The organism is Hymenobacter wooponensis (genome assembly GCF_004745865.1).
Taxonomy (GTDB): Bacteria; Bacteroidota; Bacteroidia; order Cytophagales; family Hymenobacteraceae; genus Hymenobacter; species Hymenobacter wooponensis.
In genome coordinates this window covers 252,129-270,095 of the sequence record NZ_SRKZ01000007.1, presented here as the reverse complement: position 1 = coordinate 270,095, position 17,967 = coordinate 252,129, and the positions used below count along the sequence as shown (strand labels likewise).

The following is a 17,967-nucleotide window of genomic DNA, read 5'->3' as shown; positions in this document are numbered from 1 at the left end:
ACATAGCTAGGTTAGCGGCAATAACACCTAAGCTCATTATCAGAGCCAAGCCTAACAGGCCTAGAAAAGCCATTATGGTGCGAGTGCCTAAAAGTGTGGGAGTTTCGGGGGTACGACGGCGCCTACGCCGTGCTTCCAGGGTGTGGGTAGAGGTTGTTGCAGTAGACACGCTTGTGAATTGAATGAGAAACAATTCACTAATATATTATTTTCTAATTGCCTGAATAAATCCTACTTCTATTTTTTTCACTGCTCCTCGTAGCCTTTAAGATAGACAACTACCCAGTCACCGGCTTTTACCCTGCAGCTGGCCGTTTACGTAATACTCGGAAGCCTCTACCTGCCCCAGTGCCGAGTATCGTTTCCACTCACCAAACCAATAAAACTGGGCTCCGTCGGGCCGGAGCACATACTGGGCTCTCCCATACCGAGCAATTTGCCCGTTGGGGTGGAAATAAGTAATAGCTAATTGCTGAGCCGGTATGCGCAGGTAGCGTTCCTTACGCTCAAGCTGCTGGGTGGGATTGTAGTACCGCCATACGCCTACGGGCCGCCCATGCCGGTAACGCCCGCGGTTAGCTACTTCACTTTCGGCTGCATCAAAGTACTCCTGCCAGTATCCGTGCCGTTGACCCTTAGCGTCGCGGTGATTACGGGCGTGGCCTAGTGGTAACGACGCACACGAAACTGTAGTGACACTAAGTGCTAAGAGCGAAACCCTCCAGCCGTTGTACCTCCCTAGAAGTGAGCAGGACCAGCATAGCATTTCTTCCTGTATCATCACGCAATCGAGTTAAATTGATGATGAAGGAAGTTAGAACTAATTTCTTAGTTCTAATAATATCTCCTCTAGGAATTCTCGTGAATTGCTAAGACGAGGCACTTTATGCTGACCTCCCAATTTGCCTTTGCGGGCCAGCCAGCGCTCAAACGTACCTGCCGGAGCAATAATCACGTCCGGGGGCGTTAGGGCAATATCACGGTGCCGCTTAGCATCGTAGTCGGAGTTGAGCTGACGCAGGGTCTGATCCAGAACTTCGGCAAAGTGGGTGGCATCCGTGGGGGCTTGCACAAACTCTAGTACCCACTGATGCCCGCCACGGGAGGCGCCATTATCGGCAGCAAAATAGATGGGCGCCGCAGTAAAGTCGCGGATGGTAGCGCCGGTGGCTTGGCAGGCAGCGGCTACGGCAGCTTCGGCGTTTTCTACCACCACTTCCTCACCGAAGGCATTCAGGAAATGCTTGGTCCGGCCTGAGATGCGAATGCGGTAGGGTGCCAGACTAGTAAAGCGTACGGTATCGCCAATTTTATAGCGCCATAGGCCTGCATTGGTGCTGATGATAACGGCGTAGCTACGGCCTATTTCTACCTGCTCTAGGCCTATAGCTTGGGGTGCGGGCACATCCCACTGGTCAGAGGGCAAGAACTCGTAGTAGATGCCGTGGTTGAGCAGCAGCAGCATATCCTCTGAGTTGGGCTCATCTTGAAACGCTAGGTAGCCTTCGGAGGCGTTATAGATTTCAAGGTAGTGCATCCCCTCTCCCGGAATCAGCTGCCGAAATAGCTCACGGTAGGGTCCGAAAGCCACAGCGCCGTGCAGAAAGAGGCCTAGGTTGGGCCATACTTCCCGGATGTTCTGCGCGCCCGTTAGCTCCACTACTCTCCGAATCAGCACAATCATCCAGGTGGGCACGCCGGCGAGGGTTCGCACATCTACGTGGCGTACGTGCTGGGCAATACGCTCAATCTTCTCTTCCCACTCATCTAGCAAAGCCAACTCCAGAGGCGGCGTACGCACAAACTCAGCCCAAGCGGGTAGGTTCTGCATAATGAGCGCCGATACGTCGCCTACCCGGGAGCCGGAGCCTTCTTCCCGAAAAGGGTTGCCCTGATGGGTACCACCTAGGGAAAGCGTTTTTCCACCAAAAATATCCACCTCCGGGTAGAGCAGCGTGGCCACCGCCGACATATCTCGCCCGGCCCGATAATGGCCGTCTTGCAAGGATTCTCGGGTGACGGGAATGTACTTGCTACGGGCATTAGTGGTGCCGCTGCTCTTAGCGAACCACTGCACTGGGCCGGGCCAGAGTACGTTGCCTTCCCCCTGCAGTACGCGCTCTAGATGCGGGTACAGATCTTCGTAGCTGCTGATAGGCACACGTTGGGCAAACTCGCGTGCCGAAGGAGCATCGGCGAAACCGTAGCGCTGGCCCCACTCGGTGTCGCGGGCTGTGCGCAGCAGGCTTTTCAGCAGAGCTTGTTGCACCTCGTGCGGGTGCTGACGGAAATGCTCAATATCATCCAGGCGGCGCTGCACGGCCCACGTGAGTACGGTACTAATCACAGCGGCGGGAATAAGTAGGACATAGGAAGGAGGGCGAGAATAGGTTCTCTACCGCAGGTAGCGGCAGAAAGTTACTAGAAATGCCCAGGCCTAGAACAGTCGTTCCGGCCAGGGCGAGCAACGGGGGTACTCAGTAGTAGCCACCCACATTGCTTGCCCTAGCCGGAACGACTGTTCTAGCCTATGTGCTAGTCTTAAATCTTCCGCTTCAGCTCGAAGTGCTTACCCAGGTAAACCCGGCGCACCATTTCATCAGCAGCCAGCTCTTCGGCCGTGCCTGCTTTCAGCAGCTTACCTTCAAAGAGCAGGTACGCGCGGTCTACAATGCTGAGCGTCTCGTTTACATTGTGGTCGGTGATGAGGATGCCGATGTTCTTGTGCTTAAGCTTGGCTACAATACCCTGAATTTCCTCTACAGCAATGGGGTCAACGCCAGCAAATGGCTCATCCAGGAGCACAAACTTGGGGTCAACGGCCAGAGCACGGGCTATTTCGGTGCGTCGCCGCTCCCCGCCCGACAGCACTCGCCCCAGGTTCTTGCGCACGTGGGTTAGGCTGAACTCGTTGAGCAGTTCCTCGGTTTTGTCGCGCTGGGCCTGTTTCGGCAGATCCGTCATTTCGAGCACCGAGAGGATATTTTCCTCCACGCTTAGGTCGCGGAACACGCTGGCTTCTTGAGCTAGGTAGCCAATGCCTAAGCGGGCCCGCTTGTAAATAGGTAAGTTGGTAATTTCCTGGTCGTCGAGGAAGATGCGGCCTTCGTTGGGCTTCACCATGCCCACAGTCATGTAGAACGACGTGGTTTTACCGGCGCCGTTGGGCCCCAACAGGCCTACGATTTCGCCCTGCTCCACGTGCAGCGACATATCGTTCACCACCGTGCGCGACTTGTATTTCTTAACCAGGTGTTCGGCTCGTAAGATCATCGTAGCGCAAAGGTAAGTGAGGCAAGGAAGGAATGGGATGATGAGATAAACTGGCTGCCATACCGAGCTGGTTGAGACATCTTGCGTATTGACTTTACGATGCTAGCTCAACGATTCGAGCCAGCTGCCTCGGCCAGCTCGGCATGGCGGCCTTATAGGGTGGTTATGTTGTGCCCCTACCCTTTTAGTAACCCATCCTGCAGGGCTTGCTGGGTAGGCGTTGGGGTCGGGATGGCTTCTACCAGGTTTTTTACTTCCACATCAAACTCCCGTGGGGTGGCCTGGCGCTCCTGCTCTGGGCCAGTAGCCCCACTCCGGAATTTTACCCGCACCGGATCGGCAGTCTTGGGCTCTACCAGCGGGCGCAGCAGCTTTTCAGCGCTCTGCATGTTCACGGCTTGCCCGTTTACAGCCACAATCACGTCACCTTCTTTCAGGCCGAAAGCATTTTCATCGGCCTTGGTTTTCATGGCCCGGAACTGGTCTTTTGCCTGATCGTAGCCGAAGCCAATATTGCCGAAGGCTTTCACCTTGGCCTGGCCTACGGGCGCGTACACCCAGCCAATCTTACCGAAGTACTCCGTAAGCGGGAGCGGCTCGGCACCAATCACGTAGCGGTCGAAGAACTGCTGCAGCTGGGTATTGGTGAGGGCTACCACCTCCGGAATGAGCTGGCTATCCTCGAAAGAGCGGTCGGGGCCGTACTTCTCGCGCAGGGCCAGCAACACATCGCGCAGGGTTTGGCGGCCCTGGCTAAGCTCCCGGATGCGGATATCCAGCAATAGGCCTATTAGCGCGCCCTTCTCATACACATTGTTGTACATGTCTTTGTAGGGCGCCTCCAGAATCTTGCGGCTCATTTCCGTAAACGACACATCCTGGAATTTCTGGGCCTTGTCAATCTTGTCCTTCATCCGCTCCCGGAACTCGTCGGGCGTAATCAGGCCCCCGCGCACCTGCACCAGCTGTGATACGTACTCCGTCACGCCCTCGTACAGCCACAAATGCTGCGACATTTTAGGGTTCTGGAAGTCGAACTCCCCAATTTCCTTGCTGTGGATATTGAGGGGCGCCAGCATGTGCAGAAACTCATGCGAAGCCACTTCCAGCACCATGCTGCGCATGCGGTCTGAGTCTGGCATTTCGGGCAGGAAGTAGAGCGAGGAGTAACTGTGCTCCATGGCGCCGTAGCCGCCGTTTTTGCTGTTAAGCGGAGAGTTCATGCCGGGGAAATACATCAGAAACTGATACTTCGGCACCGGCATTTTCCCGAAAAACTTAGTCAGTGCCTCCGACATAGGCCGTAGCATCTCGCTGACCTGCGCCGCTTTCACTAGGCCACCCTCCGATAGCACGGCCACCGAAATGCGGGCACCGCCGGTGCTGAAGCTGGCGGTATCGGGTTTGCTGTAGAGCACGGGGCCATCCGCCAGCGTCACGTAACTGTTGGCGGTAAACACATCCTTGGTCGGCGATTCGTGGCGCACATCAAGGGCAGAGGCTCCATAAAAATCAGCCGGCTTCTGCACGCTTACCTGGTAGGGCTGCATCTTATAGCCTTCCAGGTAGCCATAGAAACCATAGTGATTAATGGTCACGTTGCGGCCGGCGTCGATGTTGGTGCCACCGGGCTGGAAGATGAAGGAGTCGTCCTGCTTGGCATCCCAGGTATCATCTACTAAGTACTCCAGACGGGCTAGGTTCTTGGCATTGTCAATGACGAACAGATTGGGGCCGTTGTTCTTCACCTTGAGCTGCTTGCCCTTGCTATCGAAGGCCTTGAAGCTGGTCACAAAGCGGCCGTAGTCTTTCTTGGAATAGGAGCCCGGCACCACCGAAGGCATCACGTACGTGACCTGCGCTTCTTTCACCGGAGGCGTATTCACGACCACCTTCACGCGGTCGTTCTGAATATTCTGAAGGTCGAGGGAAATTTGATAACCAGCCGGCTGCTGGGCCTGCGCCGTACCAGCCACGGCCAGTCCTAGCCCGAGGGCCAGATAAAACGTTTTCATCAAGTAGTTGTCGATAATGAATGAGGAGCTATAACGCCTAGTGCAAGGTACGCATTGTGACTGGCTACTGGCCTAGCCGCCTTCTGATCATAGAGCCTGAAGTTCGCGCTAGTCTAACCTAAAGCAGGCATAGCTCGTCAGGAAAGTCATATGGATTTCAAGAAGATCAGCCGCTTCCTTCTAGCCCTCCTATTCGTGGGTGCTGGGGTTGCGCACTTTGTCGCGCCTGCTCCGTTTGTGCGGATTGTGCCACCCTATTTGCCGGCCGCGCTGCTACTCGTGTACGTGAGTGGCTTAGCCGAAATACTAGGTGGCCTAGGCTTGTTGCTGCCCATTACTCGCCAGCCCGCTGGGTTAGGACTTGTTGCCTTATTGATTGCTGTGTTCCCAGCCAACGTGTATATGCTACAGACTCACGGAGCGGGCATGCCGGTTCCCGTATGGGCGTTGTGGCTGCGCCTGCCGCTGCAGCTGGTGCTTATTGCTTGGGTATGGTGGAGCGCGCGGCTCACGTTGCGCCGTTGAGCTAGGCCACTATATTTGCCCGCGCTACTTGCATTATCCATCTACAGCTTACTTGTTGGCTGCCTTATAGCCTTCTTCGGCTGTCGCAGACATCGGCTCACTGGGCCTGCCTAAGTACAATCTATAGCTACTTCTTCACCACTATATTTCCTTTCCACTTTCATGCAAAAGCTAGCACTGCTATCCCTAGTCTTGTTATCCACTCTCTTCGTACCTCGGGCATCCCAAGCGCAAGTCGTCACCGACGGGGCGGCTGTGGCCCTCGACTCCTTGATGCAAATGGTGGCCAAAACCCGCTACGAGCTAAATCAGATGACTAAAGTTGAGATTAATGCCCCCCGCATGGGTTTACGCCGACACATTGTGCGTGGCTATAATCTCGCAGCCAACCCTGGCAATTTGCCCATCAATGATGTCAAACGACTGTATGTGTGGAAGCAGCGGACTCGTTACCTCCGCAACGGGCAAATAAGAGAAACCTTTGTTGCTCAGATCAACAATCAGAAAGTGCTGCAAGAACGTAGGCTGAATGGCTCACCTATTTGGCTAAAGCTTGCGCGAGGCCTTGATATGACCAACAAAAATCCAGCGAACAACAAGTACGTTGGGGGCACTTACATCCGCGACGGCTATTTTATCTGGAACGGAGTTTATTACGCCTTACCTAAAGCCAAGCTATAGGCCACTCCGCCGCACATAAAGGACATTCGCTATTCCCAGCGGATGTCCTTTACGCGGAGCTGCAGGGTTTTCACACCGCGGTATTCGTTCATTTCTACAGTGTAGCATACGTGGAATGGTTGCCCACGCTGGATTTCCTCCAAATACTCGCCCAGCCCGAAGCCGATAGCATCCACGGTGTGGCGTCCGTCTTGGGTAAGAGTAAGTTTGAGATGAGAGTTACCCACGATGCGGGCCGAGTCAGGCGTCACGTACACCTTTTCCGACTCAAATACCGGATTGCTATTACCGGGGCCAAAAGGCTCCATCTGCCGAAGTAGGTTGAAGAAGCTGGGGGTAATGTCGCTAAGCTGCAGCTTCTGGTCAATTTCCACCGGCGGAATCATCTGCTCGGGTAAAATGCGGCCGGCTACAATGCGCTCAAACTTCTCGCGGAAGGCTGGTACGTTCTCCACGGGCAGCGTGAGGCCAGCGGCGTACATGTGCCCACCAAACTGATCTAGCAGTTCCGAGCACTCCTCAATAGCTTGATGCACATCGAACCCTACCACCGAGCGAGCTGAGCCGGTAGCTTTACCGTTGCTCTCTGTCAGGATGATAGTGGGGCGGTAGTACTTATCAAGGCAGCGAGAGGCCACGATGCCTACCACGCCCTTGTGCCAGTCTTGCTTAAACAGTACGGTGGTGCTGGCGGTGCGCAGCAGGGCATCCTGCTCAATCATCTCCAGCGCCTCTTTGGTAATGCTGGTGTCGAAGCCGCGGCGCTCCTGGTTGGTTTTATCCACCACCCCGGCTTTTTCCTTGGCTTCCTCCGTGCTCTCGGCCAGCAGCATAGCTACAGAGCGCTTAGCGTCGCCCATGCGGCCGGCGGCATTAATGCGCGGTGAAAAGCCGAAAACTAGGCTGCTGATGTTGAGCTCGGCATTCTGAATACCAGCCAACTCACGCAAGGCATCTAGGCCTGCTCGCTGCGGACGCAGGCGGTCGTTGAGCAGACGTAGGCCATGGTAAGCCAGGGTGCGGTTCTCACCCACAATAGGTACAATGTCGGCGGCAATGCTCACGGCTACCAGATCCAGCAGTTCATGCAACGGCTCTTCGGGGAAGCCCTGGTTCTGGGTGAAAGCCTGCATCAGCTTGAAGCCGACGCCACAACCCGATAACTCCTTGAAAGGGTACGGGCAGTCTGCGCGCTTAGGGTCTAGTACAGCCACAGCGGCGGGCAATTCAGTACCGGGCAAGTGGTGGTCGCAGATAATGAAGTCAACCCCACGCTGATTCGCGTAGGCCACCTTCTCTACGGCTTTCACGCCACAGTCGAGCGCGATGATCAGCTCGTACTCGTTGTCGGCGGCAAAATCGATACCCGCATCTGATACGCCGTAACCTTCTTTATACCGGTCCGGAATGTAGTAGTCGATGCGGTCAGGGCCAAAAAAGCCTCGCAGGTAGCTGTACACGAGCGCAACGGAGGTGGTACCATCCACATCGTAGTCACCGAACACGAGCACCTTCTCCCCCATATGCAAGGCCCGCACGAGGCGGTCAACGGCGCGGTCCATGTCGCGCATCAGCAACGGGTCGGGCAGGGAGTCAAGCGAAGGGCGGAAGTAGGCGCGAGCCTCTTCAAACGTACACACCTTGCGCTGGCACAGCAGGGAAATGATAGCCTCGTTGACGCGTAAGGCGTCGGCCAGGTGCCGGACTTTATCGGGGTCGGGCGCGGGCTTGCGAATCCATCTTTTTTCCATATTCTGCCGGGAGCCAACTGGGGGCTGTATCTTCAAAAGTACAAAGAAAAATGGCGCCTGCCGCGCCTATTTCTCTCTTCGGAACCCACATTCCGTAATTTCGCAGCTGCTACTTGCCTCTGTGTCCTCATGAAGAAACTCCGCGAATTCTTTCAGCAATACCGTCATTATATCCTTACCGACGGGCTGATGTATCTGGCGTTCTTCGTGATTCTAGGCCTGATGTTCCTCTTCTTTTCGTGATGACTTTCCTGTCATTCCCAGCGAAGCGAGGAATCCGAAAATACCTTCTAATGGCGTGACCAAGATTCCTGGCTTCGCTCGGAACGACAGTTTTGGAGTGGCCTAGAGGGCATCACCGCGCAGCTTGCGGAAGCGTTTGCGCGCCTCGGCCACGTAGATGCTGCCGGGGAATTTTACCAGTACCTGATTGTAGAGCTGCTGAGCTTTCTCACGGTCTTGCACGTTCTCCTCCAGAATACTAGCCGCTAGGAAGAGGGCATCATCACTGAGCACATCAGACTTAGGATTGGCCGTAATTTTTTCCAGCGTGGCCAAGGCACCGGGGTAGTCGCCGGTGCGGCGCTGGAGCTGGGCCTTCAGGTACCATGATTCGTCTTGCAGTGCATGACCGGGGTACTTCTGCAACAAGGCATCGAGGCCGCGCAAGGCTTCCGTAATCTTGTTCTGGAACACGAGCTGCTCCACGGCTGCATAATCACGCAAGGCAACACCCGCCGTATCCATGGCCGTGTTATCCGTGATGAGCAGGCTGAGTTGCATGGCATCGTTGGCAATTTCACGGCTGGTAGCCTGTTTCAGAATATCCAGATGGCTTTGCGCCAGCTTGAAGTCTCCGGCAAAGTAGCTTAAGCGGGCATTACGCAGCTTGGCATCGTAGCCCAGCGGAGTATCCTTATGCGACTTCTCCACCTGCGAGTACAGCAGCGTTGCTTCCCAGGGCTCACCCCGCAGTAAGAAGATATCGGCTAAGTCAATCTTGGCCTGGTCTACTACCTCCAAACTAGCCCGCGGCATGTTGATGACCTCGTTGAGCAGGGTGATAGCCTTGTCTTTTTGATCGAGTTGGAACGCCAATAACGAGGCCATGCTGCGCAGCACGGGTGCCGTTTCGGGAGTGCGGCCTAGGTCGGTGAGCACCTGCTGATACTCCTGCAACAGGCTTTGCAGTTGAGCCTGATTAATTGGATACGTGTTGCGAACCTGTTCCTCCCGAGTTTGCACGAGGCGCTGGCGGGCAATAGCGTACCATGGCGGAGCCTTGTACTCCCGCACCACGTACTCATAGCCCTGAATGGCGCTATCGTAGTCTTTGTTGCGGCGGGCTATTTCAGCCACGTCGAGCACGCGCTGCCCCTCGGTGTGGCTGCGGCGGTCTAGGGCTTTCGCCTGCACTAGCGCTCCTGTGAAGTCGTGGCGCTGCACCTGCAGCCACAGGAGCAGCTCGCTGTACACGGTGCGGTCGGGGTTCTTCTGCACCAGGCCTAGCAACTCTTTCTCCAGCGCGGCAAAGTCTTTATCGTCTTGGATGCTGTTCTGGAGCATGTTGCGCACAAAGGGCAACTGCCGTTCATCGTCCTGCACCAGGCGCAAAGTTTCTACCATCACCTTGCTCTGCTGGCCCGATTGGGTATAGAGCTGAATGAGCTGAGGCGAATACTCCGTTTCCTTGTTAGCCAACTCCCGGCCGCGCAGGTAAGTACGCACCGCCCATTCCGGCTGGCCAGACCGCTGAAACTCTGCTGCCACTGGTATTACTTGCGCGGTCGTTAACTGGCCTAGCACTCGCTCAAACTGCTTCTGACTAGCCGCTTCATCACCGGCTTTTAGATAGCCTAGGCCTAGGGTTACGCCTAGCAATGAGTCATCGGGGCGCTGGCGCTGGGCCCGTTTGATTAGCTTCTCGGCGTCCTTGTATCGCTTCAGCGCCTGCAAAGAGGCTAAGTAATCGGGCAGCACATTGGGAGACGTTTGCTCGTCGGTGCGCAGCCGCCCAAATAAGTAGATGGCCTTTTCATTCTCCCCTTTGCGCGCATACTCGCGGGCCAAGCTAATAGCACTGCCCTCTGGCTCCTGCTGAGCGTGCAGTGGAGCGGCGGCGGCAGTTACGAGGGCAACAGAAAGCACAATAGGGCGAAGGCAGCGCATACAAATGAGATATTCAGCAGCAACGGACCAGAGCCCGGATTCATTTCAAGATAAGCAGGAAATCTTGGCAGTGGCCTACAGGCAAGTTGCCTTCTGCTCTTACAGGTACAACAAAAACGGACCGCACCTTGCGGCGCGGTCCGTTTTTATGTGAGCGTATGGAGTGGCCTAGAAGAACTTAGTGCGGTTGTCTTTCACGTTGGCGTGTGCTTTCACTGCTTCAAAGGTCAAGCCATCTACGCGAGCCGTGCGCTGGGCCGTCAGTTGCTGACGAACCGCTTTCACGTCGGTATTGGTGGTTGGCTTCTGCACGCTTACGGGCTCTACAATGAGTACACCTTGCTCACCTTGGAAAGGAGCCGATTTCTGACCAGCTTTCAAGCCGAAGGCTTTACCTACTGCCAGGGGCTCGTTGCCTAGGCCAGGCAGCAGGCCAGTACCCAGCGCTATGTTATCAGCCGTTTTCACTTGCGCCGTGTTGCCATAGGCTTGGGCAATTTGCTCCAGCGTACCCTTAGAGGCGTTCAGCTTCTTGATGATCTGCTCAGCCTTCAGGTCGTTGCGCACCAGCGCCGATACTTCGGGCTTCACGCTGGCAACGTTGGCCGTGCCTTTGTTTCGCTCGCCGGTCAGCACAGCAATTACGTACTGGTCGCCGATTTCAAATACTTCTGAAACGTCACCTACTTTGGTTTCAGCGCCCCCCTCGGGGTTCACGCCGTACGCCCAACGCACCAGCTGGCGGGCACCTTGTAAGTTGTTTACTGATTGGTCGCCGCGGCCAATGCCTTTGGCTTCTACTTTCTGCAGGCTCTTGTCTTTCGCAACTGCATCGTGGAAAGATTTGATGTCTGAAGCTTGGCCTTTCAGCTGCTGAGCCTTCTGGTAAGCAGCATCACGGGTAGCATCGGTAGGCTGGATAGTCTTCTGCACAGCGGCCACCTGATAAGTCTGGGTGGTTTTAGGAGCCGTTATCTTGATGATGTGGTACCCAAACGAGGTCTTTACAGGAGCAGGCAGCAGGCCTACCGAGGTAGCGCCAAACACTGCCTTCTCAAACTCAGGTACCATGCGGCCTTGCTGGAACCAACCTAAGTCGCCGCCGGTGGCGGTAGTACCATCAGTGCCGTACTGACGGGCCATGGCGGCAAAGTCAGCACCTCCTTTGATCTTGTTCAATACCTCGGTGGCTTTGGCTTTAGCCGCTGCATCGGCCTCCGGCGTGGTACCTTCGGGCTTGATGAGAATGTGGCTGGCACGAGCCGCTGCTTGTGCTCCAGCTTTCTGGCCAGTTACTTTGAACAGCGAGTAGGTACCATTCTCCGCGAAGGGACCGTACACTTTACCCACCTGCAGGGGCAGCTGGTTACGCAGCTTCTCGGGCATATCGGCCGGCGAGAGGTATGCGCCATTGTAGGGCTGGTCAGAGTTCAGCTTTGCAAACAATGAGTCGTTAGGAGCCGTGGTAAACTGAGTAGCCAGTTCGTCTACGTTTTTGCGAACGGCAGCGCTGTCTTCTACTGAAGCGGCCACGGGAACAGTTACGTACTCAATGTCGCGACCATCCTCTACTTTGTAGCGGCCCTTGTTTTTGTCGATGTAGGCCTGAATCTGGTCATCGGTCACCTTCACGCTCGAATCTGAAATCGTGAAGTACGGTACCAGCAGGTAGCGCAGGCTAGCCTTGGTGTTCTGCGCTTCATCGAAACGCTTAGCCTCGGCTGAAGTCACGTAGGTGCTCTGCTTAATCAGGTTATTGTACTTGATAGCTAGACGCTCTGGGCTCAGGTTGGCTTCGAAGGTGCGGAAAGCATCTTGGTTCTGCGGCGGCATCTTGTCGAGGTTGCGCAGGTACTCGATAACCTTCATCCGGTCGAACTTGCCAGTCTGCGGGTCAGTGAAAGCCTGACGGATGCTGGGGTGAGGGTTCTCGCCCTGTACCATGTCGGTAAGTTCCTCATCCGAAACTTTCAGGCCCAGCTTATCGAACTCCTTCTGGAAGGCAATCCGGTAGAGAATCTGGTTCCAAGCCTGTTCCCGCAGGTAGCCCATGGCATTTTCGTCGGGCTGACGGCCCTGCTGAGCAATGAAGCCTTGCTTAGCTTGCTCTAAGGCGGCATTGAAGTCTTCGTACTCCACTTTCTCACCGGCTACTTCGCCTACTACACGGTCGTTGCCCTTGAAAAAGCTATTGCGACCGTAGAGGAAGTCTCCCCCCAGCATGAAGAGCAGCAGGCCAATAATAATGGCCCCGACTGCCCAGCCCGATTTTTCGCGAATCGTGTTAATTAATGCCATTTACTTGAAAAAAAGCACAGATAGAAAGGTGATTGAGGTGCAAAATAACCAGAATACCGCGGACATTCAAAGCTGACCATCGAACGAGTGGCCTAGCGAAGCCCCGGAATGGAAGCCATTGAGAAGCAGACAAGAAGAATCGAGAAATAATTGCAGGCCTAGTGAAAGCAAACGACCTCATTTCGCTGGGTAGCTGAGCGCTCCAACGGAATAAGGTCGTTTGCTTGTGTGGCGTAAAAGAAAGGTCTTCTAGCGCTTTTTATTTTTTGCTTTTGACTTAGCCTGTGCTTTCGCAGCCGCCTTGCTAGCCGCTTCTTCCTCGGCAACAGCTTCTTTGTGTCGTTGCTTTAGGTAGCGGTAGTAAATAATGGCTCCGAAGGAAATCATGTAGAGCCAGTAGTTATGGTACAGCCCTTCCATGTTCCCTTCTGTCAGCGTTTGATAAGTGGCAATTACGAAGGTGAAGATGGCCAGCGTGAATAACAGGGTACGCTCAATGCCGGGGTCCCAGAAACGTTTCATGTAAGGGAGTTAACGGGTAGGTGCCGGGACTTTGGCGGTGGGGTCTACGGCAAATACGCCCGTGGGCGTTAGAATAGTGTAGCGCGAAAAATCCTGGTTGGCAGTCAGGCCGCGCCCAGTCAGACTTTCAGTGGGAGTGGTAACGCGCACTTCGGTTTGCTTCTGGGTATAGATTAGCGCCTTGTTCTTGTCGTAGAACGCCTCTTCGGTGTTCATCCGTTGCTGCTTCTCTATGTTGGTCACCTGCACATCGCCCCGAACGATGTAGAGGTTTTTGGTTTTATCCAGCTTACCGTAGTTACCCTTGATGGTATTTATAACTGTACTACCATCCTTATCCAGAAAAGTCAGATTTACGCCTTTGGGGTAAACCTGGTCGCCGTTTTGGAAAATCTGTTCCAGAGGAGCTTTCAATCGAAGGCGCAGCCGGGCAGAGTCGCTCATGAGGGTAAGCACGTTGGATGTTTCCAACATGGGCCCTTCATACTTGACGACTTTCTTCTGTACTTCTTCCTGCTTTTGGCAGCTCATCAGTCCAGAAACTACCAGACTGTAGGCCAGCACGTAACTCCCCAGCCGTTTCATTTCTCGATTACTCAATCTTACGCTTCAGGAACCAGCGGTTGTTGAGCGTCACGCCCAACTGCATTTTCAGGTAGCTTTCCTGCACGTTGCGCTCCACAGTGCCCGCTACAGTGCGGGAGTCGGTGTTACCGCGGCGGCCATACTGGAAGCCTAAGCTGATGGTAGTAGCCTCCAGCGGGGTTGCCGTAGGTAGTGGCAAGGCAAAGCCCCAGCTAACGGAACGGTCATAGAGCGTATTACCACCTGGGCGGTAGGGTAACTGGGCCAAGTTTAAGCCAAAACGGTAGGTAACTCGGTTAAAGTAGTTATCTACAGAAGTAGCATCGGGTGTTAACTCGCCGCCCATGCCTACCCGGTACGTATCACTTAACAAAACGCCCGAAGATCCGCCGTCCTCATTAAAAGCACGGAACTTCGACCACTCTTGCCGTGAACCGTCAAGGTTTACACTCCAGTTTTTATTGTTGTCGAGGCTAATGCCTACCTGGGCCAGACCGGGCACGGTAGCCTTACCCTTCACTCCGTTCTCTACTGCTAGCGAGGAAATAGCTACTCCTTCAAGCGTCTCACGATTTAGAGAAATCGTTCTCTCGCCGTCGATATTAGACTGGAAGCTGTACACGCCCCCCAAGTTGAAGTTCACCTTGTCATTGATCTTACCCCGGTAGTGCGCTGCTCCCCGGAAGGTGAAGTCCGAGTAGTGCACGTGCTGCAGGTAGATATTACGGTCAGTATTGGCCGCGGTAGACGTTGAACTAACTATTACTGTGCCGGCCTGCTGATCGATGCTGCCAAACACATACCCTGCAGATGCTCCCAGAGTAAGTCCCTTCGCAATTTTTACAGCATGACTGGTGTATGCTTCTGCCAGGCCACCACTGCCTTTGTACTGGTTTTGGGCTACTGCAGTTGGCTCTCCTTCTACTGCGGCGGTCGTGTTCGACTCGTAGTCAACGGTGCTGTACGGTTTCAGGCCAACAGCACCAGCCCAGCGGCTATTGATCGGCAGCGACAAGGCTAGGTAACCTAAATTGGCTGAGCCGGTTCGTTGGGAGCTAACACCGTTGCGCAAGGTTTTTACCTGTGCCGAGTAGCCCGCCTCAAACGTAGTACGAGAGGTGTAGAAAAGCAGCGCCGGGTTCAGCTCGTTTACGTTTACGTTGTTGGGAGCTGCAATACCTACGCCGCCCATGCTCAGCTGCCGGACGCCCCCCAGGTTGCTGTTCGCGTCGCCGAGGCCTAGGCGTGAATACGGCGAGTTACCGAGGCCCTGCCCGTGTACCGACGAAGCTGCCAGGAGGCCGAGCAGCGAAAGACCACCAGCGAGGCCGGCGAAATTAGGTTGAGACATGGTGTACTAAAATTCGGTGAAGCCCTATTAGCACGAGCTCCGGTATAACAAAGATAGAGCCTTTCAGCCGGGCATGGAAAAAAGCTGCATCGCCCCCCGCCAGAACTACTGCTAGGCCAGGGTACTGAACTCGGTATTCCTCCATAAAGCCCCGGACTTCCGCCGCCGCACCATTCAGCACGCCGCTACGAATTGCCGACTGGGTGTCGTCGCCAGTAAGCGCCACGGTTGCCGTAGGGTCAGTGGGCCGTGCTACTAACGGCAGGCGGCCAGTAAACGTGTGCAAGGCCTGAAACCGCATGGCTAAGCCCGGCGAGATGCTGCCACCCCGAAAGACACCCGCAGCCTCCACCAAGTCGCACTTGATGGCGGTACCGGCATCTACAATCACCACGTCGCGGCCGGGTAATAGCCAAGCAGCCCCTACAGCGGCAGCTAATCGGTCGGCGCCCAGTGTCTGGGGCGTGGCATAGCCATTCCGGATGGGGAGCGGCGTGGTGGCAGGCATAAACTCCAGTACTAGGCCAGGTAAGGTTTCTCGCAGCTCTGCCGCCCACGCAGCAGTAGGTTCTGCTACCGAGGCTACAGTAGCATGCTCTGGCTGCAAGCGCTGGAGGGCCGCCCGTACCTGATCCGGCGTTTGATGCGTGGCCGATTCCACCAGCACGTCATCCTGGAAGTACCCGTACTTCACAGCCGTATTGCCAATATCGAGGGAAAACGTACGCAAGCAGTGAGCTTATGAAGTTGGTAGTTCTGGTTCGCAAAAGTGGTGAAGCTGTGTTCTGTTGTGGCAGGAAAGCAGCGTTCAAACTGAATCACCTTTCTCCTTCTTCAACAATTCACAACCTCACCACTTAGAGCCGCCCGGTAGCCGAGCGGTTGCGTGCTTACATAAAATACTTCAGGCGGATAACCTCCTTCTCAGTGAGAAAACGCCACTTGCCGCGGGGCAGATCTTTCTTGGTCAGGCCAGCATACTGCACTCGGTCCAGGGATACTACGTCGTAGCCGAGGTGCTCGAAGATGCGGCGCACAATGCGGTTCCGGCCAATGTGAATCTCAATACCCACGAAGTGCGGGTTGCCTGCCACTACGGCCACGTCATCTACTTCCACCTTACCATCTTCCAGCTCTAGGCCAGCGGCAATCTGCCCGAGGTGCTCTTCGCTCAGTGGCTTGTCGAGCTCCACCTGATAGATTTTCTTATTGCGGTGCGAGGGGTGCGAGAGTTTCTGCGCTACTTCGCCATCGTTGGTGAAGAGCAGCAAGCCCGTGGTGTTCCGGTCGAGGCGGCCAACGGGGAAGATGCGCTCCTTCGAGGCACTTGCCACCAGCTCCATCACGGTCCGGCGACCTTCGGGGTCTTCCGTAGTCGTGATAAAGTCCTTGGGCTTGTTAAGCAGCACGTACACTAGCTTCTCACGGTTGAGGTTGGTTTTGCCGTACTGTACCGTGTCGGTGGGCTTTACTTTGTAGCCCATCTCGGTTACCACTTGTCCATTCACCTTAATCTCACCGGCCGCAATCAGCGAGTCGGCTTCCCGACGGGAGCAGATACCCGCGTTGGCAATGTAGCGGTTCAGGCGCGTTTCGTCATTCTGCGAGTCGTCCTCTTCCCGGCGGCGCTTGTTGCCACGGGTTTTGTCGTCTTCATAGAACTTCAGGTTCTTGTAGTCGGGGGCTTCCCCGGCTACCTCTCCCCACTTGCGCTTGCCAGCCTGGTTCGAATCTAGGTCACGGCCGGTGCGCTTGTTGATGGTGCGCTCCGGACGGTCACCGTAAGGGCGAGCGGGGCGCTCTTCCCGACGGTCGCCGAAACGCTTGTCGCCAGCACCGCGGCTGTCCCGGTCGCCGAAGCTACCTGACCGAGCGGGCCGCTCATCGCGGCGGTCGGTGTTGAAGCTGCTGGGGCGGGCAGTGCGCTTCTCACCGAAGCTGCCACCACCGAAGCCGCCTTCTTTCCGGTCGCCGTAGGGGCGCTGGCCGAAGCCACCCTCCCGGCGCGGAACCGAACGCTCCTCACGAGGAGCAAAGCCTTCGCGGCGAGGTGCGCGCTCTTCGGAGTCTAGTTCATCAGGGCGTCCCCGGAAATCGAATGGGCGGGCCGGACGAATCTCCCGGTCGGGACCAGTGCCATAGTCACGGCTAGGAGCCGCTGGCTCCTGGCGCTGCTCGAAGCGGTCAGCCTGAGGGGCATCCTGCTCGAAAGGGTTTTTCTTGTTGAATTTGCGATTACGCTCGCCGGCTCCACCACGGGGCACGGTGGGCTTGCCCTCCTGGCGGTAGGGCTGACCGGGCCAGTTAGCCTTAGGCTCATAGGGGCGAGCCGGGCGCTCATCCCGGCGGTCGTTGTCGCGGTCGGAGCGACCTTCGCGGCGGTCATCAAAACGGCGCGGTGCATCGCGGTCGAAGGAACGCTGCGGGCGGTCGTTGCCATACTCCCGGTTGCCGTAGGGGCGTGAGCCACCACCGCTGGGCCGGCCTTCGCCGCCGCGGTTGAAGCCGCCACTGCCACCGGTTGAGTTAAACTTCTTAGGGCCTCCAAAACCGGAGCTAGTGTTACCAAATTTCTTAGGGCCGCCGTAGCTGTTGCCACGGGGGGCATCGCCGAAGCGGGGGTTGCCGCCAGAGGGGCGGTCGTCGCGGCTGCGGCCGGCACCACCAGATTTGCGGAAGCCTTCGGGGCTGCTAGAGCTGCCCGTAGGACGATAATTAGAGCGGCCGTTGCGACCAGACGTTTCGTCGGAGTTATGTTGCTTACCCATGGAGTAAAAGCGTAAGTGCCGTATCGCTA

At 55.8% G+C, this 17,967-nt stretch carries 14 protein-coding genes; 2 read left to right on the top strand and 12 right to left on the bottom strand.

Features of this window, described 5'->3' with window-relative positions; translation table 11 throughout:
* Window positions 1-286 precede the first annotated feature (286 nt).
* The 4 genes from EU557_RS22275 to EU557_RS22260 form a co-directional block, all read right to left on the bottom strand.
* The gene (locus EU557_RS22275; RefSeq protein ID WP_135532686.1) at window positions 287-781 is read right to left on the bottom strand and encodes a toxin-antitoxin system YwqK family antitoxin; all 495 of its coding nucleotides are present in this window, start codon (window positions 779-781) and stop codon (window positions 287-289) included.
* A gap of 39 nt (window positions 782-820) precedes the next feature.
* Window positions 821-2,347 (bottom strand): GH3 auxin-responsive promoter family protein, encoded by a 1,527-nt coding sequence (locus EU557_RS22270; protein ID WP_135532685.1) that lies wholly within the window; start codon window positions 2,345-2,347, stop codon window positions 821-823.
* A 194-nt stretch (window positions 2,348-2,541) separates the two neighbouring features.
* Window positions 2,542-3,273 carry an LPS export ABC transporter ATP-binding protein gene (lptB, locus tag EU557_RS22265; protein ID WP_135532684.1) on the bottom strand — a complete coding sequence of 244 codons (732 nt, stop codon included), beginning with the start codon at window positions 3,271-3,273 and terminating at the stop codon, window positions 2,542-2,544.
* Between the two features lie 176 nt (window positions 3,274-3,449).
* Window positions 3,450-5,288 carry a M61 family metallopeptidase gene (locus tag EU557_RS22260; protein WP_135532683.1) on the bottom strand — a complete coding sequence of 613 codons (1,839 nt, stop codon included), beginning with the start codon at window positions 5,286-5,288 and terminating at the stop codon, window positions 3,450-3,452.
* Between the two features lie 150 nt (window positions 5,289-5,438).
* Between EU557_RS22260 and EU557_RS22255 the strand changes: the two genes are divergently transcribed.
* Both EU557_RS22255 and EU557_RS22250 read left to right on the top strand, forming a co-directional pair.
* Window positions 5,439-5,813: a DoxX family protein gene (locus EU557_RS22255; protein WP_135532682.1), complete on the top strand. Its 375-nt coding sequence runs from the start codon at window positions 5,439-5,441 to the stop codon at window positions 5,811-5,813.
* Between the two features lie 162 nt (window positions 5,814-5,975).
* On the top strand, window positions 5,976-6,494 hold the full coding sequence (locus tag EU557_RS22250) for a hypothetical protein (RefSeq protein ID WP_210116109.1): 519 nt from the start codon (window positions 5,976-5,978) through the stop codon (window positions 6,492-6,494).
* 29 nt (window positions 6,495-6,523) lie between these two features.
* On the opposite strand, the gene recJ is transcribed toward EU557_RS22250, so the two are convergent.
* The 8 genes from recJ to EU557_RS22210 all read right to left on the bottom strand — a co-directional run bounded on the left by recJ (window position 6,524) and on the right by EU557_RS22210 (window position 17,938).
* Window positions 6,524-8,245, bottom strand: coding sequence for a single-stranded-DNA-specific exonuclease RecJ (gene recJ / locus EU557_RS22245; RefSeq protein WP_135532721.1), 1,722 nt, complete (start codon window positions 8,243-8,245; stop codon window positions 6,524-6,526).
* A 345-nt stretch (window positions 8,246-8,590) separates the two neighbouring features.
* Window positions 8,591-10,414 (bottom strand): tetratricopeptide repeat protein, encoded by a 1,824-nt coding sequence (locus EU557_RS22240; RefSeq protein WP_135532680.1) that lies wholly within the window; start codon window positions 10,412-10,414, stop codon window positions 8,591-8,593.
* Window positions 10,415-10,582: 168 nt separating this feature from the next.
* Window positions 10,583-12,712 carry a peptidylprolyl isomerase gene (locus EU557_RS22235; RefSeq protein ID WP_135532679.1) on the bottom strand — a complete coding sequence of 710 codons (2,130 nt, stop codon included), beginning with the start codon at window positions 12,710-12,712 and terminating at the stop codon, window positions 10,583-10,585.
* Window positions 12,713-12,961: 249 nt separating this feature from the next.
* Window positions 12,962-13,234, bottom strand: coding sequence for a hypothetical protein (locus tag EU557_RS22230; RefSeq protein WP_135532678.1), 273 nt, complete (start codon window positions 13,232-13,234; stop codon window positions 12,962-12,964).
* Between the two features lie 9 nt (window positions 13,235-13,243).
* On the bottom strand, window positions 13,244-13,819 hold the full coding sequence (lptC, locus tag EU557_RS22225) for an LPS export ABC transporter periplasmic protein LptC (RefSeq protein WP_135532677.1): 576 nt from the start codon (window positions 13,817-13,819) through the stop codon (window positions 13,244-13,246).
* 7 nt (window positions 13,820-13,826) lie between these two features.
* Window positions 13,827-15,170, bottom strand: coding sequence for a BamG family beta-barrel-assembly machinery protein (gene bamG, locus EU557_RS22220; protein ID WP_135532676.1), 1,344 nt, complete (start codon window positions 15,168-15,170; stop codon window positions 13,827-13,829).
* Complete coding sequence (locus EU557_RS22215) at window positions 15,157-15,900, bottom strand: type III pantothenate kinase (RefSeq protein ID WP_135532675.1); 744 nt, start codon at window positions 15,898-15,900, stop codon at window positions 15,157-15,159. The genes bamG and EU557_RS22215 overlap by 14 nt, the downstream gene beginning before the upstream one ends.
* A gap of 160 nt (window positions 15,901-16,060) precedes the next feature.
* Window positions 16,061-17,938: a pseudouridine synthase gene (locus EU557_RS22210; protein WP_135532674.1), complete on the bottom strand. Its 1,878-nt coding sequence runs from the start codon at window positions 17,936-17,938 to the stop codon at window positions 16,061-16,063.
* Between the last annotated feature and the right edge of the window lie 29 nt (window positions 17,939-17,967).

Bases quoted from the DNA above. Each gene is read 5' to 3' on its own strand.
- EU557_RS22275 (WP_135532686.1), bottom strand. From the start codon at position 781: ATGATACAGGAAGAAATGCTATGCTGGTCCTGCTCACTTCTAGGGAGG.
- lptB (WP_135532684.1), bottom strand. From the start codon at position 3,273: ATGATCTTACGAGCCGAACACCTGGTTAAGAAATACAAGTCGCGCACG.
- EU557_RS22260 (WP_135532683.1), bottom strand. From the start codon at position 5,288: ATGAAAACGTTTTATCTGGCCCTCGGGCTAGGACTGGCCGTGGCTGGT.
- EU557_RS22255 (WP_135532682.1), top strand. From the start codon at position 5,439: ATGGATTTCAAGAAGATCAGCCGCTTCCTTCTAGCCCTCCTATTCGTG.
- EU557_RS22250 (WP_210116109.1), top strand. From the start codon at position 5,976: ATGCAAAAGCTAGCACTGCTATCCCTAGTCTTGTTATCCACTCTCTTC.
- recJ (WP_135532721.1), bottom strand. From the start codon at position 8,245: ATGGAAAAAAGATGGATTCGCAAGCCCGCGCCCGACCCCGATAAAGTC.
- EU557_RS22240 (WP_135532680.1), bottom strand. From the start codon at position 10,414: ATGCGCTGCCTTCGCCCTATTGTGCTTTCTGTTGCCCTCGTAACTGCC.
- EU557_RS22235 (WP_135532679.1), bottom strand. From the start codon at position 12,712: ATGGCATTAATTAACACGATTCGCGAAAAATCGGGCTGGGCAGTCGGG.
- EU557_RS22230 (WP_135532678.1), bottom strand. From the start codon at position 13,234: ATGAAACGTTTCTGGGACCCCGGCATTGAGCGTACCCTGTTATTCACG.
- lptC (WP_135532677.1), bottom strand. From the start codon at position 13,819: ATGAAACGGCTGGGGAGTTACGTGCTGGCCTACAGTCTGGTAGTTTCT.
- bamG (WP_135532676.1), bottom strand. From the start codon at position 15,170: ATGTCTCAACCTAATTTCGCCGGCCTCGCTGGTGGTCTTTCGCTGCTC.
- EU557_RS22210 (WP_135532674.1), bottom strand. From the start codon at position 17,938: ATGGGTAAGCAACATAACTCCGACGAAACGTCTGGTCGCAACGGCCGC.